Consider the following 26,844-nt stretch of genomic DNA (forward strand, 5'->3'; position numbering starts at 1 on the left):
ACTCTACAAGTAAAATTCTTAAAAAAGTGGTTCAAAAAACCAAGTTTTGATTATAATTCTTTCGATGATCTCATTTTAAAATTAAGTACTTTTGTGAAAACTCATTTTTAGTATGCCAATTGACATTTCCAAACTAGACCCAAAGAAAAACATCATCATAAAAGGGGCGCAGGTACATAACTTAAAAAATGTAGATGTTGCTATTCCTAGAAATAAACTCGTTGTTATTACAGGACTTTCAGGCTCCGGTAAATCCAGTTTGGCTTTCGACACTTTATATGCCGAAGGGCAACGCCGTTATGTAGAAAGTTTATCATCCTATGCCAGACAATTCTTAGGTAGATTGGACAAACCAAAAGTGGAATATATCAAAGGAATTGCGCCTGCCATCGCAATAGAACAAAAAGTAAATACAACCAATGCCCGCTCTACTGTGGGAACTTCGACAGAAATATACGATTACATCAAATTATTATATGCCCGAATCGGAAGAACATATTCCCCGGTTTCAGGATGGGAAGTCAAAAAAAACACTGTGACCGATGTGGTCAATGAAGTGAAAAAATTTGAACCAAACAGCAAATGGCTGCTCCTTGCTCCTATTCATCTCGAAGAAGGAAGACAATTGGAAGAAAAACTAAAAGTACTGCTACAACAAGGTTTTGCGAGAATTTTGGCAAATAACGAAATGGTTCGTTTGGATGATTTCAGTCCAGATGAGCAGCACACTTTAGACCATAAAGATATTTTACTCATCATTGATCGAATCGTTGTTAAGGACGAAGAAGAATTCTACAATCGATTATCAGATGCCGTGCAAACAGCATTTTTCGAAGGAAAAGGAATTTGCTTTTTACAGGAATTAAATTCAGATAAGAAACTTTCGTTTTCCAATAATTTCGAATTAGATGGTCTTACTTTTTTGGAGCCAAACGTTCATTTATTTAGTTTCAACAATCCTTACGGAGCATGTCCTGTTTGTGAAGGATACGGAAATATCATTGGAATTGATGCCGAATTGGTAGTCCCAAACACTTCACTTTCTGTTTTTGAAAATGCGATATTCCCCTGGCGAGGTGAAAGCATGAGCTGGTTTCGGGACGAATTGGTAAATCACGCCTACAAATTTGATTTTCCAATTCACAAGCCTTATTTCCAACTGACCGATGAACAGAAAGAACTAATTTGGACAGGAAATAAATATTTTCAAGGATTGAATGACTTTTTCAAAGAACTTGAAGAAAAAAATTATAAGATTCAAAACCGAGTAATGCTTTCCCGTTACAGAGGTAAAACCAAATGTAATACCTGCAAAGGGAAACGCTTAAGAGTTGAAGCTTCATATGTAAAAATCAATGGAAAAACCGTATCTGATTTGGTTGATTTACCTATCAAACATTTGGTCGAGTTTTTCAAAAACATTGATTTGAACGAATACGAAAAGCAAATTGCCAAACGATTATTAACTGAAATCAACAACCGACTATCTTTCCTTACCGAAGTTGGCTTGAATTACTTGACGCTAAACAGAAATTCATCTACACTTTCTGGAGGAGAATCCCAACGTATCAATTTGGCCACTTCATTGGGCAGTAGTCTTGTGGGATCCATGTATATTTTGGATGAACCAAGCATTGGTTTACACCCAAAAGACACTGAACGACTGATAAATGTTTTATTATCGTTGCGTGATCTTGGCAATACCGTAATTGTAGTGGAGCATGATGAAGACATTATGAAAGCCTCGGATATGATTATCGATATTGGTCCCGAAGCAGGAACATTGGGTGGCAATCTTGTTGCACAAGGCACTTATGATGAAATCCTAAAATCTAGTTCCTTAACCGCTAAGTATCTGAATGGTGACCTAGAAATTACAGTACCAAAAAAGAGACGAAATTTCAAGAATTTTATCGAAATAAAAGGCGCAAGAGAAAACAATTTACAGAATATAGATGTTACTTTTCCTCTTGACGTACTAACCGTTATCACTGGAGTTTCGGGTAGTGGAAAAAGTACGCTTGTAAAGAAGATTCTTTTTCCCGCAATGCAGAAAAAACTCGATAATGCCGGCGAAAAAGCGGGTCAATTTAGCGAGCTTTCTGGTTCTTTTTCACAAATAAAACACATTGAATACGTTGATCAAAATCCAATTGGACGTAGTTCCCGTTCCAATCCGGTGACTTACATCAAGGCCTATGATGATATTCGTGATTTATATGCCAAAGAAAAGCTTTCCAAGGTAAGAGGCTATCAGGCCAAGCATTTCTCCTTTAATGTTGATGGTGGAAGATGTGAAACCTGCAAAGGAGAAGGAACCATAAATGTCGAAATGGTTTTCATGGCTGATGTGCAATTGCCTTGCGAAACCTGCAACGGAAAACGCTTCAAAAAAGAAGTCTTAGAGGTGGCTTTTGATGGAAAAAACATTAACGACATCCTGACGATGACCATCGATGATTCTATTCTTTTCTTTGAAAAAAACAAGCAAACTAAAATTATTCAAAAGCTACAGCCTTTACAAGATGTAGGTTTAGGATATGTGCAATTGGGTCAATCGTCATCGACACTTTCCGGAGGAGAAGCCCAACGTATTAAGCTCGCTTCATTTTTGGTTAAAGGAACCATTAAAGAGAAAGCTCTTTTTGTTTTTGACGAACCAACGACAGGATTGCATTTTCATGATATAAAAAAGCTTATGGCTTCTTTCGATGCTTTAATCGAAAAAGGACATTCGATACTTGTGATAGAACACAATCTTGACCTAATAAAATGTGCAGATTGGGTTATTGATTTAGGCCCTGAAGGTGGCGAAAACGGAGGCTTATTACTGGCTACAGGAACTCCTGAAGAAATTGTCAAAAACAAAAAATCAATTACGGCCAAATACTTGAAAGAAAAGCTATAAGTTTAAGTTTTAACCAACAAAAAAGCCACCATAAAACTGTTTTGTGGTGACTTTTTTTTATATAATTTTCAAGGAAACTTATCCTAAATAGCAATTTTCTTCAAAAACATTCCCGTCTTCATCAATTGCAATCAATACTTTTTTGTCTTTGGAAGCTACTTGCGATAAATACAACCAAGGCAAAGACCACATTCCTAGAGTTGCGCAACAAGCCAAAAAATTAAGGCTATGATTTATTTTTTTCCCTTCTTTATATAAAACAGTAAAAGGCAATTTATCATTACGCTCCACAACTACAAATCCGTTTTTTATTTTCTTTGAGATAGTTTTGGTAAACAGATTTAACTTATCTTGATTAATAAAATGATTTTTCATCTTTAGTGTATTAAATTAAACAAGTGTTTGAATAATTCTTAAAAGCCACACAAAATTAAGTCACAAACAAGAACTCTGCAATACCCACTTTTAGTGATATTTTAGAAGTAAAACATCAAGTTATTGATTATTAGTAAATTACAAAAACAGCCGCCAAATAAAGTTTAAAATAATCGTTAGAAGGTATCAAAATCAAAGAATAAACAATAATTTTCTTTCAATACAGATCAAATCAAATTATTTTAACAAAATATATAACTCAATACCATCTTCTTTTACAAATCACTATTTCATTTATTTTCCTTTTTGGAATAATTTTCCGGAATAGTAGTCTTATTCCCGTCACGAAGTGAATTGTAATGAGGAGACATAATTTCGAGTCCTGCCTCATTAAAACAATCTTGAATATTTTGGTGCAATAGAGAATAAATCAAAGGCTGCTGATTGGGCTTTTTCGTATAAGCATTAATTTCATAAGCTACGTAGAAATCGTCTAAACTACTTTGCAAAACAAAAGGTTTTGGTGTTTTTTCTAACAAATCAGTTCTTGAAGCAGCCTCCAATAATGCTTCATGAACAGCCTTCCAAGGACTGTCATAACCAATGGTAACTTTGGTATGAATTAATAATCCTTTACCATTCTCATCAACATTGGCCGAATAATTAATAGAAGAACTGGATAAAACGGTAGCATTTGGGATTGTAATATCTTCCTGTTTTGGAGTCCTTATCCTCGTTACCAAAGGAGTTTTTTCAATAACCGTACCACTCACATCACCTATTTTTATATAATCGCCTATTTTAAACGGTCGCATATATGTAATCACGAGTCCCGCAATCATATTAGCAATCGCATTCGAAGACCCCAACGAAAACAAAACTCCCACAAATACAGAAACCCCTTGAAATATGGGCGAATTAGACCCTGGAAGATAGGGAAAAATAATCACTATCATGAAGGCATAAATCAAAACCTTAATTATATTAAAAGTAGGTTTTGCCCAATCACTATAAAATCCTTCTATTTTGATTTGCCCTTTTTCAATCTCTTCAACAAAAAATTTAATAGTTTTCAAAAGAAAACGAAACAAAATTACAATTACCAGTATGGATATTAGATTGGGCAAAAAGTCAACAAATCCAATAAATGCAGCCCGAGCAGGAGAAAATATCCAATTTAAAAGAGTGGTAGCATAGGTTTCCGTTTCTGGAAAAACACTAAAAATAGCTGGTAATGAAATATAAAATGTAAACAGAAGAGCAACTAAACGGATAAACTTGACAATCTTTAAAACAAACTCTAAATGCTTTTTGGGAGAGAACACATAGGTACCCTTAACCTTTAATCCTAAAAAATAAGCCTCTTTTCTTCTAACAAGAAAAAACATAAACCATTTGAAGATTTTATTGATTACAACTACGATTACAACCACCAAAGATAGCAGCAGCAGGACAAGTCCCAATCGTTTCACCCAATTTTCAACAGAGTTATTTTCTTTTTGAAAGAGTATCGATTTTTGTATTATAGCAAGATTTTTTTGAGCTAACTCAAAATTACTTTTACCTATTGTTTTCCCATCCAAATCAGTAACCGACATTACTACAAAATCACTCTTATAAACAATATCCACACCAGATTCTGAATTGTTAAGTATCAAAGAGTCTTTCTTGAAAAAAGGATCTTTATAAAGCAATTCTATTCTACTAGCAATAGCATTTGCCCTATTCTCGGCAGTAAAAGAGCCAATTTTATTGTAAATAAAAAACAAGGTATCCTTAAAGGGTTTCACTGGATAACCTTTGTATCCATTTTTTTTTTGACGAGAAATATCATTTTCTGCTTTATATCTTTCTACGCTGGAATTATCATGCTTTTGGGGTTGCGAAAACGATAATATAGAAAGTCCAAGAAACAAATACAGAAGTATAGATTTAAAATTCATCATGGCATTAATATATTTTTAAATTAATTACTACGAAGCTTCCTGTATTTGTAAATTAGAAACTACAAGAACAAATATAAAAAACAAAACCACAAAATTTTAAACATAAACATCAGAAAATAAAAAGTTTAGAACAAGTACTAAAAATTATTTATTTCTCTTGATTTTCAAAAAAACTTTGTCCAAAGTTTGATTGATTTCCGGTGAAACGACAAATTTATAATTGATAAATACGTAAACAATCGTCACTAAAACTGATTTCAAACAGATTGCAATAATTGGATTTAATGGGAACTGCCAATAGTAGAACAACAAAAACACTACAAAAGTAATACCTATTGAATATAATGTTTCTTTGGTAAATGGATACAAATACATGCGTTTTACAACAAAAAGCAATTTGGCCAAACTATAACAAGTAATTGATAATAAAGTAGCGAATGCGGAGCCCATAATTCCAAATAAAGGAATAAAAATCATGTTCAAAATCACGGTCAAAACCACCAGTCCAACTCCTAAAAACAAGACTGCCCGATAATATTTTGAATTAAAAATAATAGCATTATTATTTCCCAAAATCAAATCAAAATATTTAGACAAACCAATCATAAACACTACAATAATTCCGCCACTATATTCCTTCGGAACCATTTCGTATAATTGATTGATATTGACAAAAATACAAAGCATCACAAACCCTCCTACAATCTGTAAATTGATGGATGTCTTTTTATACAAGCTATTCAACTCATCATGCTTGTCCTCATGCATGAGTTTTGCAGTAATAGGATATACAATCTGATGCATTGCACGACTTGGAACCGAAATAACCAAAGCAATATATGTAGCAACAGAATAGTATGCAATGTTTTCAATCTTCATATACTGATTCAGCATTATTTTATCTCCGTCCAATAATAAATTGGCAACACTACCCGACAAAATAATATAAAAAGTATAAATCAAAATATCCTTTACATTTTCTGGAATTACAAATTGAAAAACAGGTTTCTTGATACTAAACGCATAAAACATAGTAACCAAAAAAGCCAAAAAATAGATTCCAGCAGTAACATAAACAAACTGCACAACTGTTATCCAGTCGTAATATACACCGATCAAAACAATTAGTGAAAACAAGCGTAAACCAACTTCTTTTATAAAATTTCCAAAAACAGAATGCATATGGACTCTTGCCCAAGCATAAAATATTTCGAAATAAGCCATGCATATACCCGTGAATGGAATCAGTAAAATAAATGTTTTAACAACAGGATTTTTCTTTGAAACAAAAGCTAAGATATCATCATAGAAAAACAAACCTAAAATAGCTAATGGAATGCACATCAGCAACGGAAATAAAACTGTAAAAGATAAAAACTGCTCACGCTCTTTTTCAGTCTGATATTGGGCATAAAATTTCACCAACGTGTTTTGCATTCCGATAGCGAACAAAGGCATGATAACATTTGCGGCAGAAAGTATGTAATTTGTCAAAGCATAGTAAGTCGCTCCTAAAAAAATTGGATACAAATACAAAGTATTGATTGCTCCAATTCCAAATCCAATATAAGTTATTATGGTGTTTTTTAATGACTGATTTAATACTATGCCCATTAATAGGTTTTTAAAGTTTAAAAGTTGAAGTATCTTAACTTTTCGAATTAATTAATTGTACTAATTCTTTGGTCAGATTCTTTCTGGAATATTTTTGCAAACCTACGGCATAAGATTGCAATTTGCCCTCTAAAAACTGATTATAATAAGATATGATCGTGTTTTTTAATTTTTCTTTCTCAGTATATTCAAAAAACACACCAGTATTTGTACCAGTTATTATTTCGGCAAAATCCGAATCTTTTGGGCCAATGGCAATAATTGGTCTGTTAGAAACCATGTATTCAAATAATTTTCCGGGAATAATACTTTTTGTTTCTTCCGAATTTATTTCGATAAGCAACAAAACCTGAGAATTTCTTTGATGTGCTACAGCTTCAGTATGGGAAACATAACCAAGATTATTTAGATAAGAATCCAAACCAAATTGAGAAATAGCATCCAATACCTCCTGACTTACGGCTCCAATTAATTTTAGTTCCAAATGAGACTTAAAATCTGGAATTTCCATTACTAGCTCGGCTAAAGATTCCCATAAAATAGCTGGATTTCTCTCTGAGAGGAACGAACCAATATGAGCAAGACTAAATTTAGAATCCAAAGCAATCTTAGTTGCAGGTTCAGAATCATAACCGTTCGTAATAACCGTTATTGGCTTATTTGTTATTGCCTCAAATTCAGTTTTGGTAGTTTTACTGGTAACGATAACTTTATCAGCCGTGTTCAAAACCCTAAACTCAAGAGCTTTGTGCTGTCTTTCTGCTCTTGTAGATAATCGTAAAGATTTATGATAACCAATAGTTGTCCAAGGATCACGAAAATCGGCAATCCAGGTGATATTTAATTTTTGTTTTAAAACCAATCCTATCAAATGCAAACTATGTGGCGGCCCAGAAGTAAAAATAGTATCAATATTATTTTCAGCTATATATTTTTCCAAATAAGCAACTGATGGTTTCACCCAATAAACACGTGCGTCTGGGATAAACAAATTACCACGAACCCACAACAACATTTTTTCAAGGAAAGTTTGTTTCTTTTTGTTAGGAATGATCCCCGAGCTAATTTTTTTGGTTTTATTTTTAGAAAAAACAGATGCCAGTTGGTAGGGTTCAAAAATTTTATTTTTTAAAATAATTGCTTTGTCCGAGACTTCTTTTTCTAAATTAGCATCAACTATAGGATAGGTTGGATTCTCAGGAACATAAACAATTGGCTGAATATCAAAATCCGGTAAATATTTCACGAACTTAAGCCAACGCTGAACACCAGGCCCTCCTGCAGGCGGCCAATAATAAGTTATAATGAGGACTTTTTTAGCATCCAAAATGATTGCGATTTATATTAAATAATTAAATCTAAAATCAACTTCGATTATAATCGAGTAGTTAATTTAAACTCTTAAACCCACCTTTTTTCTTCTCAAAATACAATCCTCCAACCAACAACAATAACATACCAATAGTACTAACTAGCGTGATAGCGCTACCCGTTTTTACCACTTGAGGCTCAAATCTGAATTCTATTGTATGTTTACCAGCTGGAACCAATATCGCTCTCAAAGCATAATCGGCTCTCATAATTGGGGTTTCTTTTCCATCAATCAAAGCTTTCCAACCTTTTTCATAATACATTTCAGAGAAAACAGCTAAACCTTCTTTTGAATTGGTTGATGTGTATTTCAAATGATTTGGCAAGTACGAATCCAAAGTTATGGTTGCCGAACTGTCTTTTGCGAAAGCTTTATTCTTAACTTCTGAAAACTCATTAATATTGATTACAGCAGCTTTTTTAGAATTCAATTTATCCAAAGCTTTCATTTCTCCATCTGAATTTGTAACCGGTAAAACTTGATTCACAAACCATGCATTTCCATTAGCATCCGGATTTATAACCGGACGTTGTTTACCTTCTTTATCAGTTTGAATTACATACTTAACATTCAACATGTTTAGCATTTCCAAATTATTTTTGGCAATTTGATAGTCAAATAATTGTTGCATTCTTTGCGGTTTTACAGCGCTATAACCTCCAATTGCTTTGTGGAAATAAGATGTTCTTCCTTGCATCAATCCATCAATATCAAAGACACGGTAATTCGTAGGATCTTTTAGAATTTCAGCATCAGCAGGAGTTTCCTCAAAAGGATATTCTACATCGTGTCCATTGACAAAATCTTTATTAGAAACATAATTTTTATCCACAAAAAACAAGTCGGCCACCATAAATAAACCAACTAAAATAATTGCAGTATTTTGAGCTATTCTATTTTTAACAAACAACCATAAAACACCTGCAGCAATCAGAATAAAAAATCCGGAACGCAATAAATCGGCACTGTACATTGTCTTTCTATCAGCTTTAATGGCATCTACAAAACTTGGCCCGTAAGTCTGTAATAAAGTGCTGTCGCTAGCACCCGCAAAACTGAACATACTTTTGGATAAAAACAAAAGTATAATCAATCCTAAACCTACAGCTCCAGATTGAAGCAACGGCTTTAACTGTTTTTCTTTTTCAAATTTAAAAAAGGATTGCAAACCCATAATAGCCAAAACAGGAAAACACAATTCCAAAATAACCTGAATAGACGAAACCGCTCTAAACTTGTTATACATTGGGATATGATCGATACAAAAATCCGTCAAAGTCGGAAAATTTTTCCCCCAGGACAAAAATAAAGTCAGTATTGCTCCTCCAAGAAATGCATATTTAATTTTTCTTTGGTCAACAAACAAAGCTAAAACCGCTAAGAAAAAAACCACCGCGCCAATATATGCCGGTGCCGATACTATTGGCTGGTCTCCCCAATAAGTAGGCATTCCTCCTTTGGCATATTCGATTGCTTGTTCTTTTGAAATATATTGCCCTTCACCAACTTGTTGCTGCTGTAAAAAATCAACAATCTTAGAATCTTCGCTTAAACTTTCATTATTTGAACCTCCGAATAATCTCGGCGCAATTAAATTGAAACTTTCGGCAATCCCATAACTATACTCCGTGATATAGTCATAAGTCATTGCCATATCAGTAGTTTTTTTAGAACCGTCTGGGTTAAAACTCAAATCGCTTGTACCACGAGTACTATATTTTGCATACTCAACTGTTGCCAACAAATTAGTCGCATTGGCACCAATGGCAACTACACCTGCAACAATAAGGGTTCCAATAGAAATCAATAACGGTTTATATTCTTTCGATTTAATTCCTTCATAAATAAAATACCCTGAAAGAATCAATAGCAAAATCAATAAGTAAAAAGTCATTTGGAAGTGATTGGCATTAACTTCCAATGCCACAGCAAGCATGGTGAGCAAGCCTCCCAAAATATATTTCCGCTGAAAAACCATTATAAAACCTGCAACAACCATTGGCATATAAGCGATTGCATGTGCTTTCGCATTATGTCCGACTCCAAGAATTATTATCAAATAGGTCGAAAAACCAAAAGCGACTGCTCCAAAAAAAGCTTTAAGCGGATCGGCTTTCAGAACCAGCATCAATACATAAAAACTTAGAAAATACAGAAATAGATAATCGGCTGGTCGAGGCAAAAAACGCAACACATCATCAATAGCACCAACATAATCGTGAGGATATTTGGCACCTAATTGATAGGTTGGCATTCCTCCAAAAGCCGAATTTGTCCAATAAGGTTCTTCGTGATGGGTTGCTCTAAAATCATTTTGTTCTTTGGCCATCCCAGTATATTGGGCAATATCCGATTGAAAAATTTGTTTCCCCTGCAAAACAGGAAAGAAATAAAGTGTAGAAACAAGGACGAATCCAAGTATAGCCAACGCGTGCGGAAAGAACTTTTGAAGTTGCTTCATTAATATTTTAGATTTTTGATTAACGGCTTTTGATTTATTTTCCGAATTTTCGGAATCGATTTTTAATTGGCAATATTAAGCATTAATGATTTCAGATTAAATGATTGCAACCAAATTTTTTCTTTTGCATTCAAAAAATCAGAAATCATTATTCAAAAATCTTAAATCATTATTCAATCTCTTCATAATCCACATAATCTCCCACTTTTTTGGTTTCGCGGGGATTTTTACTATTGGCAGTATTGATTATGATCTCATCATTATTAGAAGTTCTTCTCCAAGCAGTTTGCTGGTTATATTGTTGTTGCTGTTGCTGAAAATTTTGCCCTGCTTTTTCCACTACCTTTTTCACTAATAAAGGTAAAAACAATCGAGCCAAAAATTTAAAAATATAATAGAAGGCTATCATAAAGAAAACCATTTCTATAAAACCCGAAAAAGAGGCTGTTTGCATAATCAAATTATTTTTAGGCAAAATTAATAAATCAATATCGAAACTTAGAAGCAATTTGAAAATATCATTCTTAAATAAATGATAAAATAAAGACAAAATTGTCCAAAAAAGGGGTAAAAACCATCTCCAACTACCCAAAGTTCATTACCAATTAAAACCTATACCACTAAACAACAGTTTTTAAGGTCTTTTTTTAACATAAATAACCAAAAGACGACATAATTTCACAGTAAAAATCCATTCAAAAAACCAAAAAAGGCAACTTTAAACCATAACAAACTGATTATCAAATCAAAATAAAAGGCTAATTCTTAAAATAGCATTAGTTTTTATGAATTATAAAGACTAATTTTGCACCCTATTTTAAAATTACATATGAATAAATTTGAACAATTAGGATTGAATGAATCGTTACTGAAGGCGATTTTAGATCTAGGATTTGAAAATCCGTCAGAGGTACAGGAAAAGGCGATTCCCCTATTATTGGAAAAAGACACAGATATGGTTGCGTTGGCTCAAACAGGGACAGGGAAAACAGCAGCTTTCGGTTTTCCGCTAATCCAAAAAATTGATGCCGACAACAGAAATACACAAGCATTAGTTTTATCGCCAACACGCGAACTTTGTTTACAGATTACCAACGAACTTAAAAACTACTCAAAATACGAAAAAGGTATTAATGTGGTAGCAGTTTATGGAGGAGCTAGTATAACAGAGCAGGCTAGAGAAATTAAAAGAGGGGCACAAATTATTGTGGCAACTCCAGGAAGAATGCAAGACATGATTAACAGAGGATTGGTAAATATCAAGAACATAGATTACTGTATTCTTGATGAGGCTGACGAAATGTTGAACATGGGATTTTATGAGGATATCGTATCAATTTTATCTGATACTCCAGACCAAAAAAGTACTTGGTTGTTCTCTGCAACTATGCCACAAGAGGTTGCCAGAATTGCAAAACAATTCATGAGCGAGCCAGTAGAAATCACTGTAGGAACCAAAAATTCAGGTTCTGCAACCGTCTCTCACGAATTTTACCTTGTAAATGCACGTGATCGTTATGAAGCATTGAAAAGATTGGCTGATGCTAATCCAGATATTTTCTCTGTAGTTTTCTGTAGAACAAAACGTGACACACAAGCTATTGCCGAAAAATTAATTGAAGACGGATACAGTGCCGCTGCATTGCACGGAGATTTATCCCAAGCGCAACGTGATGGCGTAATGAAATCATTTAGAGGAAGACAAATCCAAATGCTGGTTGCTACTGACGTTGCTGCACGTGGAATCGACGTTGACAATATTACTCACGTAGTTAACTACCAATTACCGGACGAAATCGAAACTTACAATCACCGTTCAGGACGTACCGGACGTGCAGGTAAATTAGGTACTTCTATCGTAATTGTTACTAAAAGTGAATTGCGCAAGATTTCTTCTATCGAAAGAATCATCAAACAAAAATTCGAAGAAAAAACAATCCCTTCTGGAATTGAAATCTGCGAAATACAATTATTACACTTAGCAACAAAAATTAAAGATACCGAAGTTGATCACGAAATCGACAACTACTTACCAGCTATCAATAATGTTCTTGAAGATTTATCAAAAGAAGAATTGATTAAGAAAATGGTATCGGTAGAATTCAATCGTTTCATCACTTACTACAAGAAAAACAGAGACATCTCAAGCCAATCATCAGGTTCTGAAAGACGTGATCGTGACGACAGAGAACCAAGAGCCAACAACAATGGTGGTGCTACAAGATACTTTGTAAACATCGGTTCGAGAGATAATTTCGATTGGATGACCTTAAAAGACTACCTAAAAGAAACATTGGACTTAGGTCGTGATGACGTTTTCAAGGTAGATGTAAAAGAAGGTTTCTCTTTCTTCAACACAGATCCTGAACATACCGATAAAGTTATGGATATATTGAACAACGTACAATTAGAAGGACGTCGTATCAATGTTGAAATTTCTAAAAATGACGGTGGCGGAAGACGTGACCACAACGGAAGAAATTCTGGTGGAAGAAGCTCAGCTCCTAGAAGAGAAGGAAATTTTGCTCCAAGACGCGAAGGCGGCTTTAGAGGCGAAAGAAGTTCTTCTTCAAGAGAAGGCGGTTTCAGATCTGAAAGAAGCCCAAGAAGAGAAGGCGGTTTTTCATCTGACAGAAGTTCAAGAGACGGTTCCTCAGACAGAGCTCCAAGACGTTCTGAAAGCTTTGGAGATTCTTCAAGACCAAGAAGACCAAGAAGAGACTAATTAAATTAAAAATTAGAGGTTAGAAGTCAGAAGCTGCAAAACAGGTTTTAAATCATGTTTTTCTAATTTCTAACTTCTATTTTCTGACCTCTATCTTTTTTTTCGATTGTTAATTTTCTTATAATTATACTGGAACTACAAAATATTTAATCCCGTTTTACTACTTTTATAAAGTTTTAAATCAGTTTATGAAATATTTTGTAGTTTTTTTATTTTTACTCACATCCATAAGTACAGTAGCCCAAACTACTGATATCCCAACAAAAATCACTGGTACTATCATCAGCGACAACTCTGGCACCCCATTAGCTAACGTTAACATTATCAACATCAATCAGGTTAACGGAACCACTACAGACAGCAAAGGTAATTTTGAACTTGCCGTTACCCAGAGCGACACCCTACATATAACTCTTCTTGGTTATGAATCACTACGTGTTCGTGTTACCAATGACTGGATTAAAAATAAAAGAACCACCATCCAGCTTACACAAAAAGCAATTGCTCTTAATGAAGTTGTAATAAGCCCTTATCATCTTACTGGTTACCTCGAAATTGACTCCAAATTGATTCCTGTAAAAGAAGATTATCGCTATAACATTTCAGGTTTAGGGCAAGGATACGAAGCCGGACAATACGCTCCAGAAGCATTCGGAAAAGTATTGGGTTCTATATTTAACCCCGCCGACATGCTCTATAATGTCTTTAGTAAAAAGACCCAGCAGCTCAAAAAACTAAGGGAGATGCGAAAGGATGACACCGTAAGAAACCTTTTGGAAACCAAATACGACAGAGAAACTATTTCATTGCTTCTAGGCGTTTCCACCGATGAAATTTCGGAAATTTTAGGGCGTTGCAGTTACTCCGAAGCCTTCATTAAAACAGCCAACGACCTTCAGATCATGGATGCTTTAAGCAGTTGTTACGAACAATACAAAATTTTGAAGAAAAAATAGCATAATCCAAATTTGGGCGTGCCACCATAAAGAAAAGAGACCAAATTATCGCAACGGTGATTCGGTCCCTTTTCTTTTTGCTGTCAGGCTGTCCGCGCTACTTTGGTAGCCTGCTCCCATCCTTCACGCGGCATTCTGCATTACAACAAGATTAATATAAATTCACAAATTAAAATTCATTATAATACCTTTCTTCAATTCTCTTGATATCCTTAATAGACTTCTTCGCCCAATCCAATCTTTTCTCCAGAATTTCTTCCTCCGTTAATTGCCAATTAGCATCAGAATTACGCAATCGATTAGTCAAATTCTGAATAACAATTGCTGCCGAAACCGAGATATTCAAACTCTCCGTAAATCCAACCATAGGAATTTTAAGGAAGCCATCTGCTTTTTTAATAATCTCATCAGACAATCCTTCTCTTTCGGTACCAAAAAATAAAGCACTTGGTTTCGATATATCAAAGTCCTCCAGCAAACAGTCATTGGCATGAGGTGTTGTTGCTATGATTTGGTATCCCCTATTCTTTAAAGTATCTAAACAATTGGCAGCACTATCATAAGCAGAAATATCAACCCATTTCTGAGCGCCCATCGCAATTTCTTTATCAATTTGTTTACCAAAACGTTCCTCAATCACATGCAGTTCCTGAACACCAAAAACCTCACAACTGCGCATCACCGCACTCGCATTATGCATCTGAAAAACGTCCTCAACAGCAACCGTAAAATGTTTTGTTCTATTTTTTAATACTCTCAAAAAACTTTCTTTTCTGTTTTCGGTCAAAAACCCTTCAAGATAATTAAGGTAATCCAAATCAATCATTACTAAATATTTTTTTGGCAAAAATACTAAACTTAGAACAAAATCTTTCTACTTATCCGCAAGGCAAGCAAAGGATGCCCTAGGCTTTGTGTCCTTTGCGTAATTCTTTGCGAGCCTTGCGGTTAAATCTTTACTACAATTTTATAAGTGCCGAATATAAAATTTCTGGAAATTTGTGTAATTTGTGTCTCATTACTTCAATCAAAATAGAACATGAAAAAGAAACTAGTGGTTCTCACCGGTGCCGGAATCAGTGCCGAAAGCGGAATCAAAACCTTTCGTGACAGTGACGGTTTATGGGAAGGACATAACGTATTGGACGTAGCAACTCCCGATGGTTGGCATAAAAACCCAGCTTTGGTTCTTGATTTTTACAACCAAAGACGCAAACAATTAAAAGAGGTACAACCCAATTTAGGTCATCAGATTTTAGCCGAATTAGAAGCCGATTTTGACGTTTATATCATTACCCAAAATGTAGACGATTTACACGAACGCGCCGGAAGTTCAAACATCACACATTTACATGGTCAATTATTAAAAGTAAGAAGTTCCAAAAATAAAAATTACATTCTGGACTGGCACGATGACTTAAATTTTGGAGATGTTGACCAGCAAGGAAACCAACTTCGTCCTCATATCGTTTGGTTCGGAGAGGAAGTTCCTGCCCTTGAAGAAGCCATCACAATTACCGAACAAGCCGATTATTTTGCGGTTATCGGCACTTCTTTACAAGTGTATCCGGCAGCAGGATTAATCGATTTCACCAAGAAAGAAACGCCAATTTATTATATCGATCCTAAGCCAATAAAAATCCCAAACCTTAGAAACCCTCTTGAAGTGATTCCAAATGTTGCTTCGGAAGGGGTTCGCATTTTAAAGGAAAAACTACATTCTAATCGATAACAACTCTGTCAAAAGTATTCAGCAAACTCAAATCCAAAACAGTGCTGTGATGATTTTCACTTTGTGAATACATCGGCTGGAATTTGGCACCATAAACTACTTCCTCAAAAGTATAGGATGTCCGTGTTGCAACTGTAGTGCTGAACATATCATCAAATGTTTTGATGATTACTATAATTTCCCCCGTTATCGATTCATAATCTGATGCCGTCAATCCATAAAGGGGGCTTTCGCTTGTTATGGGATGAACCAAAGTCCAACTCAGAGCCAATGAATTTATTTTTTGATACTCCAAATCCAAAGTATAAAACCTATTCGTCATAACCCCGTTCTCTTCCATCTGCATTCCGAGCGTTACATTGACTTCAGCATCTATATAATTGGTATTTTTATAGGGAGCGAGCCTAAACATCAGTGCCTTTCCATTATTGAAAGGCGCAATAATTGCATTCTTTGAAAACTTTAGAAAAATATCCGGTTTGCTGAATCTCCCGAAAAACAAACCGGTCGCAATAGCAAAACTCAAGAGTCCCATCAAAGCTTCGGCAGAAGACAAAGCACTTGTGTAAAAACCCGTCGGACTGATGTGCCCATAACCCACTGTCGTAAATGTCTGGGCACTAAAAAAATAAGCCTGCCCAAACTGTACCCATGCCTCATCAGTCGCTTGAATCCCATTGAGATGTTCAATCCCAATCCCAAAATACAGCAACGCAAACACAAAATTTATGCCGATGTAAAACAGCAGTAGAATCAAAAGAAACTTCCATGAAGGCATATCCAGCATGGTGTGATACCAACTAATCCTATCAAAAATCCCAACACCTTTTTTAACTGCATTCACTGATCCGTCCTTATTGATGAAGCGACCACCATAACTCGATGAACTGGTTCCAAATCCAGTATTGATAAGTGATTTTGCTTTTAAATTCAGCCGATTAAACATTGCCATAATCCAATTTCCTATTTAATCGCAAATTAGACAATAAATTCTACAATACAATACCGTGAATTTCAATTTCATTTTTGACAAAAAACAAGGATTGAACACTGAATTTATTAACATAAAAAGTTAGAAAATAATTCCAAACAGAAAACAGTTTACAAGAAAAAAATAAATTATTTTTATAATCTAAATCTTAACCAATATGAACTTTTTTCTTACTAACTGGTGGATATTATTAATTGTTTTATCCCTGCTCTTTTACAAATTTGTTTTACGTGTATTCTTTGGAATGGTAATTGTTCCTGAAGATCGAATTGGTCTTGTAACCAAAAAATTCGTGCTCTTTGGAGCCGCAAAATCATTGCCTGACGGCAGAATTATCGCCACCAAAGGCGAAGCCGGTTTTCAGGCAAAAACCCTTGCCCCAGGATTGTATTGGGGAATGTGGCCTTGGCAATATTCAGTAAACATGACTCCGTTTACAATCATTCCTGAAGGAAATGTTGGGCTGGTATTAAGTAAAGACGGAGCCGAAATCCCTACAGGACGCATTCTTGCTCAAAAAGTAAACTCCGATAATTTTCAAGATGCAACAATGTTTCTTGACAATGGCGGGCAAAAAGGGCGTCAATCGGCATTTATTACAACAGGTTCTTACCGTATTAATACTTTTTTGTTTGAAGTAGTGGTGGCACCACAAGTAGTTATTTCCGAAAATATGGTCGGAATTGTGACCGCCATGGATGGAGAGCCAATTCCTATCGGGCAAATTGCCGGTAAATTTGTTGACAACCACAATAACTTTCAGGATTTTGACCAATTCTTGAAAAATGGAGGAAACCGTGGACTGCAACCACAGGTAATGCTTGCTGGTTCTTATTACATCAACTCTTGGGCAATCCAGATTGAACAGACTCCAATGACCGATGTGCCTATAGGATATGTTGGAGTGGTAATTTCATATATTGGGGAAGACGGTCAGGATGTAACCGGAGATAATTTCAAACATGGAAATATTGTTTCAAAAGGACAACGTGGCGTTTGGATGGAGCCTTTTGGTCCCGGTAAATATGCCCTTAACAAATACACCACCAAATTAGAACCGGTTCCAACCACCAACTTGGTATTAAACTGGGCCGATGCCAGAAGTGAATCCCACAACTTGGACAAAAACCTTTCTACCATTACAGTTCGTTCCAAAGACGGTTTCCCTTTCAATCTGGATGTTTCGCAAATTATCCACGTTCCTGCGAATGAAGCTCCAAAAGTAATTGCTCGTTTTGGAAGTATGAACAATCTGGTTTCTCAGGTTTTAGAACCTACCATTGGAAATTATTTCAGAAACTCAGCTCAGGAAAGTGATGTAATTTCGTTCCTTTCGACCAGAAAAGAGCGTCAGGAATCGGCCAAAAACCATATCAAAATAGTCTTGGACGAATACAACGTTAATGCTGTTGACACTTTAATTGGAGATATTGTACCACCAGAATCCTTGATGAAAACATTGACGGATAGAAAAATTGCAGAAGAAGAGCAAAAAACCTATCAGACTCAGAAAATGGCTCAAGAACAACGTCAGGGAATGGAAAAAGAAACTGCAATTGCCGACATGCAAAAGGAAATTGTTAGGGCTTCCCAAAGTGTTGAAATCGCGCAACGTACTGCCGATGCCACAGTTAAAAAAGCGGAAGGAGATGCAACCAGTTTAAAACTGAACGTAAACGCCGAAGCCGAAGCAACAAAAATGCGTGCCAATGCCGAAGCAGAAGCGACAAAAGCAAGAGCAGGCGCGCAAGCCGAAGCAACCAAACTTAACGCCAGTGCCGAAGCCGAAAAAATCTCTAAAACAGGTCTCGCTGAAGCGGAAAAAATTATGGCTATTGGTAAATCGACTGCCGAGGCATACCAACTTCAGGTCTCTGCGATGGGCGGCGATAACTTTACGAAATACAAAATCACCGAAGAAATTGGTAAAGGAAAAATCAAAATTATCCCTGAAGTCCTTATTTCTGGAAACAACGGTACTGATGGCTCTATGAGTGGACTGCTAGGTCTAAAACTTATGGAAATGATGGACACCAACAACAAAGAGACTCCTAAAAAGGGAGAATAGACATGTAAACAAAAATATTTAACCTTTAATCTGCGAAAATCTATCAAATCTGCGTGCTAATTTTTTCACGCAGATTCGGCAGATTTTCGCAGATTTTTTTATTGCCTGTAAAAAAAAGCAGAAAAGTTGATTTTTAGCCCCGATGATAGTGAAAATCCTTGTGAACCGTCTCGTCCCAAAAGACGAGAGGTTCACAAGATTGTAACGGACAGCGGGAGGAATCGTTCAAAAAAGAGCAAATGTTCTGCTCCAAAAAAGTATCCCAAAAAGCGTTTTAACAATCTGCTTTAAAAATGTTTATATTTGCCCAAAAAGAAATACCATGCAACATATAATTGATCGTTTTGTAAGCTATGTAACCATCGACACAGAGTCGGATCCAGGTTCAAATACCACCCCAAGTACAGCCAAACAATGGGATCTCGCCAATAAACTAGTCGAAGAATTAAAGGCCATAGGCTTACAAGATGTCACAATAGACGACAAAGCCTATATCATGGCAACGCTTCCAAGTAATGTAGATCATGAAGTACCTACTATTGGATTTATTTCTCATTTTGACACTACTCCGGATTTTACAGGAGCCAATGTAAAACCACAAATCATTCCTGATTATGACGGTAAAGACATTATCCTGAATGCCGAACAAAATATTGTCCTCTCCCCTTCTTATTTCAAAGATTTATTACAATACAAAGGACAAACATTAATCACCACCGACGGAACAACCTTACTAGGCGCCGATGACAAAGCGGGAATTACTGAAATTGTTACTGCAATGGAATTCCTGATCAACAATCCTGAAATCAAACACGGAAAAATTAGAATAGCCTTTACTCCTGATGAGGAGATTGGCCGCGGTGCGCATCATTTTGATGTGGAAAAATTTGGAGCCGAATGGGCTTATACCATGGACGGAAGTCAGGTTGGTGAATTGGAATATGAAAATTTCAATGCAGCCGGTGCCAAAATTATCTTCAAAGGAAAAAGCGTACATCCCGGATATGCCAAAGGTAAGATGATCAATTCCATGCTTATTGCGAATGATTTCATCAACGAATTACCTAAGGACGAAACTCCCCAGGAAACTAGAGGTTATCAAGGCTTTTTTCATATTCATCACCTTTCGGGAAGTATTGAAGAAACCGTTTTAGAACTAATCATTCGTGATCACAATAAATTCAAATTTGAAAAGCGAAAAGCCTTAATTGACAAAATCGCCAAAAAATTCAACAAGAAATTTGCAAAACAATTTGGTGAAGACATCGTAATTACCGAGGTAAAAGACCAATATTACAATATGAAAGAAAAGGTTCTTCCTGTAAAACATATTGTTTTTATTGCTGAAAAAGCGATGAGAGAATTGGGTATAAAACCTATTATAAAACCCATCAGAGGTGGAACTGACGGGTGTCAATTATCTTACAAAGGTTTACCTTGTCCAAATATCTTTGCCGGTGGTCACAATTTCCACGGAAAATACGAATATGTTCCTGTAGAAAGCATGCAAAAAGCGGTAAATGTAATCGTAAAAATTGCAGAATTGACCGCTGAAGGTGCCTATCAGAAAAAAGAAACTGCGTCCAAAAAAAGTTAAAACATATTTTTCGATGACTAACAACGAGGAATGGGAAACTGAATTGGAGCTTTTAAAAGCTATCATTGCTAAAACAGAATTGGTCGAAACTAATAAATGGGGCGGTTGCGTGTATGTAGATAGCAATAACAGAAATGTGATTGGTGTTGGTGGATTCAAGAAATTCTTTACGCTTTGGTTTTTTAATGGCGCCTTTTTAAAAGACGAGAAGAAACATTTAATTAATGCCAATGAAGGTGTAACCAAATCATTAAGACAATGGCGTTTTACATCCAAAGATGAAATCAACGAAAAAGAGATTTTACCCTATATCCAAGAAGCTATAGACAATGAAAAGCTAGGAAAAACAACCAAGCCTGAAAAAACAAAATCGGAAATTATTATTCCGTCTTTATTGCAGAATGAATTAGACATTGATGACCAACTAAAAGATGCCTTCTTGAACTTCAGCCTATACAAACAAAAGGAGTTTATTGAATATATAGAAACAGCAAAACGAGAAGAAACCAAAATCTCGAGAATCAAAAAAATAAAACCAATGATATTAGATAACATTGGCCTCAACGATAAATACAGATAACTAAGAAATATCTAACTCATAAAAATCTCAAATTTCAGCTTATCGAAATTTGAGATTTTTTTTATTCAAAAAATTAAAACCATTACCTGCAGCCCTTCTTCTTTTATCAAAAACCACTAAAATCTTAACATTAAGGCTTTTAATTATTCATTATATTTGTTAATACAAACGCAACAATTAATTAATATTAAATTCCATTAAAGGTTGCCTTTATACGTTCTTACTAACTACAAAACAATTAATAACTCATTAATACAAGTATTATGATAGAAAAAGAAGCCGAAAAAACAACTTCTGATAATTCAGTCAGTCCTGATCCAGTAAATAATCAAAAACCTGAAGCAGTCAAGCCAGCAGCTCCAAAACCAAGAGCACCAAGAACCACCGCCGCGAGAACAACAAGTACAGCAAAACCGACGGCTGCTAAGCCCGTTGTCTCTAAACCTGCAGTTGCTAGCACTGCGACCGTAAAATCAGTCACTACAAAACCAAGAGCTTCCAGAGCAACAACAGCAAGACCTAGCAGAGCCAAAGTTACTGCTCCATCAACTGAAACAAAAACTGAAACCAAAGCTATCGCAGAGGTAGAAACAGCAGTTGTAGTTCCTCAAGAGGAAGAAAAAAAGAAAAAAAAATCTAAAACAAAAGACAAAGTGAAAGAAAAAGAGAAATCCAAAAAAGCCAAGGCCAAAGAAAAAGCTAAGAAAAAAGCAAAAAAGGCTAAAAAGGCCAAAAAAGAAAAAGCTAAAAAAGCAAAGCTAAAAGCTAAACTCAAAGAGAAAAAAGCTAAAGCTAAAAAAGCCAAAAAGAGCAAGAAAAAATAAAAACTGTTTGCTGAAAAAATCCCAAATTCCAATTAGAAAATCGGAATTTGGGATTTTTTTTTACACCAATCGGTGTGAGCTTCTATAACTAGTCTTTTTTCAAAGTAGCTGTCAACTCCAAAGAAATGGAAGAACGTTCCATTTTCAACTTCCCAGCCATTGTTTCAATAATTACAGTAGCATCTGTAAGCTCTACAATTTTTCCGTGAATACCGCTTTTAGTAATTATTCTATCTCCTACTTTTAAGTTGCTTTCAAATTCTCTTTCGTTTTTAGCACGTTTTTGCTGTGGTCTGATCATGAAAAAGTAAAGAACCACAAACATTAATAGAAATGGTAAAAACTGTTGTAATTGTCCCATAATTTAAATTTTAGTTTTTGTTAATTGTTTTTATAATGTTGTAAAATCTGGAATTTAATTATTACATCAAACCTCTTCCCATTTTTACAATTCGTTTTTTAGCTTCAAGTTCTTTAACCAAATTATCCAATATTCCGTTGATGAAAATGCTACTCTTTGGTGTTGAATATTCTTTGGCTAATTCCAAATATTCGTTCAAAGTTACTTTAACAGGAATAGATGGAAACTTCAAGAATTCGCAAATAGCCATTTTAAGGATAATGGTATCAATTTCGGCAATACGCTCACTGTCCCAATTTGGTGTTTTATCAACATACTCTTTCGCTAACTCCGTTTCGTTTAAAACTGTTTTTCTAAACAAATTTTTAGCATAGTCCTTATCCTCAATGTCCTTATACAATTTTGGAACCCTGAAATTATCATCCTCACCTTGCTTAATCGATTTTAACTGCTTGATTATATGAGTGTTTACCAAAGGAATATCATCAATCCATGTCAATTTATCGTCTTCCAGATAGTCATATAGCTTCTCGTTTGGAACAATCACATCTGAAAATATATCAACAATAAATTGTTTATCCTCTTCAAAAGTATTCACCTTTGTACTCATGTATTTGGCATACAAATCACTTTCTTTTATAGCCGCTAAAAGAAGAATAATGTAATCATCATTTAAAGTCCAATTGTTAATCGAACGGTTTTCAAGGGCTATACTAAGGGAATTGTTTTCAGCAAGAATTTGAAAAATGCTGTTATTGATGAATTTCTTGTTTGGATTGCGTTCTTCTTTGGTAGCCAAATGTTTTTGACTTGCCAACTGCAAATAAACAGTCTCTTTTTTGCAGATTTCTATCAATGAAGAAAGCATGATAAGGTATAAATCCTGAATTGCGTCTATACTATGAAAAAGAAATTTCTCTTCTTTTTCCAGATTATCAGAACCATTTTGATGCATCGCATAAATGGATTGCATGACTTTAACGCGGATGTGTCTTCTATTTACCACCTTGTAAGAACTTTTAAAATTAGTTTGCAAAATTATAAATTTCATTGGTCAAATGAAAATTTAAAATTGCTTTATTTTTGAAGTTTTCAGTCGTAGTCGTAAGTCTCAGTCACAGTTTTCAAATAGTTTCAAAAAAAAATCTCAGTTTTCAGCTCAAAACTGAGACTGCAAACTGAGACTTTAAACTAAAAAATGAAAACTATTTTTTACTGTTTTCTATTTTTCTCAAATCAATACGGTTTTGAGCAATTGTCAAAGCCGCTTGATGCGTAGTTATTCCATTTGCAACAGCGTAATCAAAAATCTCCAATGTAGTATTGTAGATATTTTCGGTTTTACGCATAATTTCTGCTTTATCGTAATGAGCCAACTCAGCATAAACATTGATAATTCCTCCGGCATTAATCAAGAAATCAGGAGCATATAGAATCCCTCTTTCCTGTAAAATCAAACCATGAGTATTTTCATTAGCTAATTGATTATTAGCAGCACCAGCAATTACTTTAGCTTTAATTTTATTTACTGTAGTATCGTTAATCGTTGCTCCCATCGCACAAGGCGCATAAATATCAACATCGGCGCTATATAAATCGTCTCCTGTGAATACTTGTGCATTATATTTTGTAGCTACTTCATACAATTTTTCTTCATTGATATCAGCGATAAAAACCTGAGCTCCCTCTTTGGTCAAATACGAAACCAAAGTTTCCCCAACGTGTCCAATTCCCTGAACCAATACTTTTTTACCTTCTAAATTATCCGATCCAAATTGTTGCTTGGCAGCTGCTTTCATTCCCATATAAACTCCAAAAGCAGTAACTGGTGAAGGATTACCTGATCCACCTCTTTCTTCGGAAATACCGGTAACGTAAGGAGTAACATCTCTTACCAAATCCATGTCTGAAGTCTCCATTCCAACATCTTCTGCTGTAATATATCTTCCGCTTAGCGAATGCACAAATTCAGCAAATTTACGCATCAATTCAGGTGTTTTTTGAGTTTTGGCATCGCCAATAATAACTGCTTTTCCCCCACCGATATTCAATCCAGTGATAGCAGCCTTATAAGTCATCCCTCTGGACAGACGCAAAACATCATTCAAAGCTTCCCATTCATTGGCGTAATTAAACATTCGGGTTCCCCCTAATGCTGGCCCCATAACCGAATTATGGATACCAATAATTGCTTTTAATCCTGTATCTTTGTCATTACAAAAAACGATTTGCTCGTGATCATTAAATGACAATTGTCCAAAAACAGGATCCATTTTTTGAAGTTCCTTTACAGAGGTAACATTAGCATTCATAGTACTATTTTTTTAGTTATAAATTACGAATTCATCAAAAAGACAACCCAAACATAAATAAAAAATAAATATATTTCATTGTATTTGTAAAAAAATAAATATTCATCAATGTTTACAAAACAAACATTTCTTCAATACAATTGTTAAAATTTAGACATTAAGCAAAAAACAAAAACATTTCAATACCGAATCACTTAAAACATGAAAGAATTACAATATTTAAATAAATATTTCATTAAGTACAAATACAGCTTTTCACTTGGAATAATTATCACCATAATCGCACAAATTTTCTCTTTATTTACTCCAAAATTAGTCAGCAAGTCATTCAGTCAAATTGAAACAGCTTACAGAAAAGGCAGTTCGGTTGACCCTAGCGCTATAAGCCACGAATTGATTAATAATATCCTACTAATCATTGCAACTACAATTATAGCAGGTTTTCTTACCTTCCTTATGAGGCAAACTTTGATAGTAATGTCTCGCCACATTGAATTTGATTTAAAAAATGAAGTTTTTCGTCAATATGAAAAGCTTTCGTTGAATTTCTACAAACAAAACCGAACCGGAGATTTGATGAACCGTATAAGCGAAGATGTTTCCAAAGTAAGAATGTACGTTGGACCGGCGGTTATGTACACGATAAACACATTTATCCGTTTTGCAATCGTAATCGGTTATATGTACAATGTATCGCCAAGACTGACTTTATACACCATATTACCTTTACCCATATTATCATACTGCATCTTCAAATTGAGCTCTGAAATCAATAAAAGATCGACAATATTCCAACAATACTTATCCAAGGTTTCCAGTTATACCCAAGAAGTTTTTTCCGGAATACGTGTTATTAAAGCCTATTCGTTGGAAGAACAACATCAAGCCAACATTAACGATTTGGCTAATGAAAGCAAAAGCAAAAGTTTAAGCCTTGCCAAAGTACAAGCTCTTTTTGGTCCTTTTATGATTGCCCTTATCGGTGTGAGCAACTTGGTCGTAATTTATTTTGGCGGACTAATGTACATTCATGGTTCTATCAAAAGTATTGGAACGATTGCCGAATTCATACTATACATCAATATGCTGACTTGGCCGGTGGCGTCATTGGGCTGGGTTTCTTCAATGGTACAAGAGGCAGAAGCTTCGCAAAAAAGATTGAACGAATTTTTGAAAATTGAACCTGAGATACAAAATAAAAACAACAATAAATCCAAAATTGATGGCAGTATTGTTTTTGACAATGTGAGCTTTACCTACGATGACACCCAAATAAAAGCGTTACAAAATGTTTCCTTCACTGTCAACAAAGGAGAAACTTTGGCTATCCTAGGAAAAACTGGTTCTGGAAAATCAACCGTTTTGGCCTTATTGTCGCGCTTATACGATGTTACCGGAGGAAAAATCCTGATTGACAACAAAGAAATCGACCAACTCAATTTATTCGATTTACGCAACAGTATTGGAGTTGTCCCTCAAGATGCTTTTTTATTTTCAGATACCATTAAAAATAATATCAAATTTGGAAAAGAAGACGCTACTGATCAAGAGGTCGAAGCAGTCGCAAAAAGCGCTGTCGTTCACGACAATATTATCGGTTTTAACAAAGGATACGATACAATTTTGGGTGAGAGAGGGATTACGCTTTCCGGTGGACAAAAGCAACGTGTTTCTATCGCAAGGGCTATTATAAAGAATCCTGAAATTTTACTTTTTGACGATTGCCTATCTGCGGTCGATACAGAAACAGAAGAGGCAATTCTGAATAATCTTTATCAAATATGTAAAAATAAAACTACAATTATTGTGAGTCATAGGGTTTCATCGGCAAAAAACGCAGATAAAATCATCATACTTGAAAATGGAAAAATAATAGAACAAGGCACTCATAATCAATTAATAAACCAAGGAGGGTATTATGCAGCATTATATTTAAAACAACTTTCGGAAAAAGAATTGCTCTAATTGTTGTATAATACATATATTTTTACCACTTTTGATTGCTATTAAATAATAAAATGA

General features: G+C 35.0%; 20 protein-coding genes. 9 read left to right on the top strand and 11 right to left on the bottom strand.

Annotation, left to right across the window (positions count from 1 at the left end; genetic code table 11):
• The first annotated feature begins 112 nt into the window (after nt 1-112).
• Nucleotides 113-2,908: an excinuclease ABC subunit UvrA gene (uvrA, locus tag OZP12_RS17070; protein WP_281226285.1), complete on the top strand. Its 2,796-nt coding sequence runs from the start codon at nt 113-115 to the stop codon at nt 2,906-2,908.
• A 78-nt stretch (nt 2,909-2,986) separates the two neighbouring features.
• On the opposite strand, the gene OZP12_RS17075 is transcribed toward uvrA, so the two are convergent.
• The 6 genes from OZP12_RS17075 to OZP12_RS17100 form a co-directional block, all read right to left on the bottom strand.
• On the bottom strand, nt 2,987-3,283 hold the full coding sequence (locus OZP12_RS17075; RefSeq protein ID WP_281226286.1) for a hypothetical protein: 297 nt from the start codon (nt 3,281-3,283) through the stop codon (nt 2,987-2,989).
• 290 nt (nt 3,284-3,573) lie between these two features.
• On the bottom strand, nt 3,574-5,229 hold the full coding sequence (locus OZP12_RS17080; protein ID WP_281226287.1) for a DUF8459 domain-containing protein: 1,656 nt from the start codon (nt 5,227-5,229) through the stop codon (nt 3,574-3,576).
• A gap of 144 nt (nt 5,230-5,373) precedes the next feature.
• On the bottom strand, nt 5,374-6,843 hold the full coding sequence (locus tag OZP12_RS17085; protein ID WP_281226288.1) for an oligosaccharide flippase family protein: 1,470 nt from the start codon (nt 6,841-6,843) through the stop codon (nt 5,374-5,376).
• Nucleotides 6,844-6,877: 34 nt separating this feature from the next.
• Nucleotides 6,878-8,170, bottom strand: coding sequence for a glycosyltransferase family 4 protein (locus tag OZP12_RS17090; protein WP_281226289.1), 1,293 nt, complete (start codon nt 8,168-8,170; stop codon nt 6,878-6,880).
• Between the two features lie 61 nt (nt 8,171-8,231).
• Entirely contained in the window at nt 8,232-10,676 is a 2,445-nt protein-coding gene (locus OZP12_RS17095; protein WP_281226290.1) for a YfhO family protein, read from the bottom strand.
• Between the two features lie 169 nt (nt 10,677-10,845).
• A complete protein-coding gene (locus tag OZP12_RS17100; protein ID WP_281226291.1) occupies nt 10,846-11,130 on the bottom strand; it encodes a DUF4834 family protein in 285 nt (94 codons plus the stop codon).
• A 375-nt stretch (nt 11,131-11,505) separates the two neighbouring features.
• Between OZP12_RS17100 and OZP12_RS17105 the strand changes: the two genes are divergently transcribed.
• On the top strand, nt 11,506-13,401 hold the full coding sequence (locus tag OZP12_RS17105) for a DEAD/DEAH box helicase (RefSeq protein WP_281226293.1): 1,896 nt from the start codon (nt 11,506-11,508) through the stop codon (nt 13,399-13,401).
• A 188-nt stretch (nt 13,402-13,589) separates the two neighbouring features.
• Nucleotides 13,590-14,357, top strand: coding sequence for a carboxypeptidase-like regulatory domain-containing protein (locus tag OZP12_RS17110; RefSeq protein WP_281226294.1), 768 nt, complete (start codon nt 13,590-13,592; stop codon nt 14,355-14,357).
• Between the two features lie 169 nt (nt 14,358-14,526).
• Here the strand turns inward: OZP12_RS17110 and OZP12_RS17115 are convergent, their stop codons facing one another.
• Nucleotides 14,527-15,183, bottom strand: a complete 657-nt coding sequence (locus OZP12_RS17115; RefSeq protein ID WP_281226295.1) for a TrmH family RNA methyltransferase — start codon at nt 15,181-15,183, stop codon at nt 14,527-14,529.
• Between the two features lie 213 nt (nt 15,184-15,396).
• On the opposite strand from OZP12_RS17115, the gene OZP12_RS17120 reads away from it, so the two are divergent.
• Entirely contained in the window at nt 15,397-16,089 is a 693-nt protein-coding gene (locus OZP12_RS17120) for an SIR2 family NAD-dependent protein deacylase (RefSeq protein WP_281226296.1), read from the top strand.
• On the opposite strand, the gene OZP12_RS17125 is transcribed toward OZP12_RS17120, so the two are convergent.
• Nucleotides 16,079-17,041 carry an ion channel gene (locus OZP12_RS17125; RefSeq protein WP_281226297.1) on the bottom strand — a complete coding sequence of 321 codons (963 nt, stop codon included), beginning with the start codon at nt 17,039-17,041 and terminating at the stop codon, nt 16,079-16,081. The two genes, OZP12_RS17120 and OZP12_RS17125, sit on opposite strands and share 11 nt — an antisense overlap.
• 196 nt (nt 17,042-17,237) lie before the next feature.
• Between OZP12_RS17125 and OZP12_RS17130 the strand changes: the two genes are divergently transcribed.
• The 4 genes from OZP12_RS17130 to OZP12_RS17145 all read left to right on the top strand — a co-directional run bounded on the left by OZP12_RS17130 (nt 17,238) and on the right by OZP12_RS17145 (nt 22,149).
• Nucleotides 17,238-19,148 (top strand): SPFH domain-containing protein, encoded by a 1,911-nt coding sequence (locus OZP12_RS17130; RefSeq protein WP_281226298.1) that lies wholly within the window; start codon nt 17,238-17,240, stop codon nt 19,146-19,148.
• 322 nt (nt 19,149-19,470) lie between these two features.
• Complete coding sequence (gene pepT, locus OZP12_RS17135) at nt 19,471-20,745, top strand: peptidase T (protein WP_281226299.1); 1,275 nt, start codon at nt 19,471-19,473, stop codon at nt 20,743-20,745.
• A 13-nt stretch (nt 20,746-20,758) separates the two neighbouring features.
• Nucleotides 20,759-21,325, top strand: a complete 567-nt coding sequence (locus tag OZP12_RS17140; protein WP_281226300.1) for a YdeI/OmpD-associated family protein — start codon at nt 20,759-20,761, stop codon at nt 21,323-21,325.
• Between the two features lie 263 nt (nt 21,326-21,588).
• Nucleotides 21,589-22,149, top strand: coding sequence for a hypothetical protein (locus OZP12_RS17145; RefSeq protein ID WP_281226301.1), 561 nt, complete (start codon nt 21,589-21,591; stop codon nt 22,147-22,149).
• Nucleotides 22,150-22,237: 88 nt separating this feature from the next.
• On the opposite strand, the gene yajC is transcribed toward OZP12_RS17145, so the two are convergent.
• From yajC to OZP12_RS17160, 3 genes are all read right to left on the bottom strand, one after another.
• The gene (yajC, locus tag OZP12_RS17150) at nt 22,238-22,510 is read right to left on the bottom strand and encodes a preprotein translocase subunit YajC (protein ID WP_281226302.1); all 273 of its coding nucleotides are present in this window, start codon (nt 22,508-22,510) and stop codon (nt 22,238-22,240) included.
• Nucleotides 22,511-22,571: 61 nt separating this feature from the next.
• Nucleotides 22,572-23,483, bottom strand: a complete 912-nt coding sequence (nusB, locus tag OZP12_RS17155; RefSeq protein ID WP_281229085.1) for a transcription antitermination factor NusB — start codon at nt 23,481-23,483, stop codon at nt 22,572-22,574.
• Nucleotides 23,484-23,715: 232 nt separating this feature from the next.
• A complete protein-coding gene (locus OZP12_RS17160; protein ID WP_281226303.1) occupies nt 23,716-24,822 on the bottom strand; it encodes a Glu/Leu/Phe/Val family dehydrogenase in 1,107 nt (368 codons plus the stop codon).
• A gap of 201 nt (nt 24,823-25,023) precedes the next feature.
• On the opposite strand from OZP12_RS17160, the gene OZP12_RS17165 reads away from it, so the two are divergent.
• Nucleotides 25,024-26,787, top strand: coding sequence for an ABC transporter ATP-binding protein (locus OZP12_RS17165; protein WP_281226304.1), 1,764 nt, complete (start codon nt 25,024-25,026; stop codon nt 26,785-26,787).
• Nucleotides 26,788-26,844 lie beyond the last annotated feature (57 nt).

This window comes from Flavobacterium aquiphilum (assembly GCF_027111335.1).
GTDB classification, from domain to species: domain Bacteria; phylum Bacteroidota; class Bacteroidia; order Flavobacteriales; family Flavobacteriaceae; genus Flavobacterium; species Flavobacterium aquiphilum.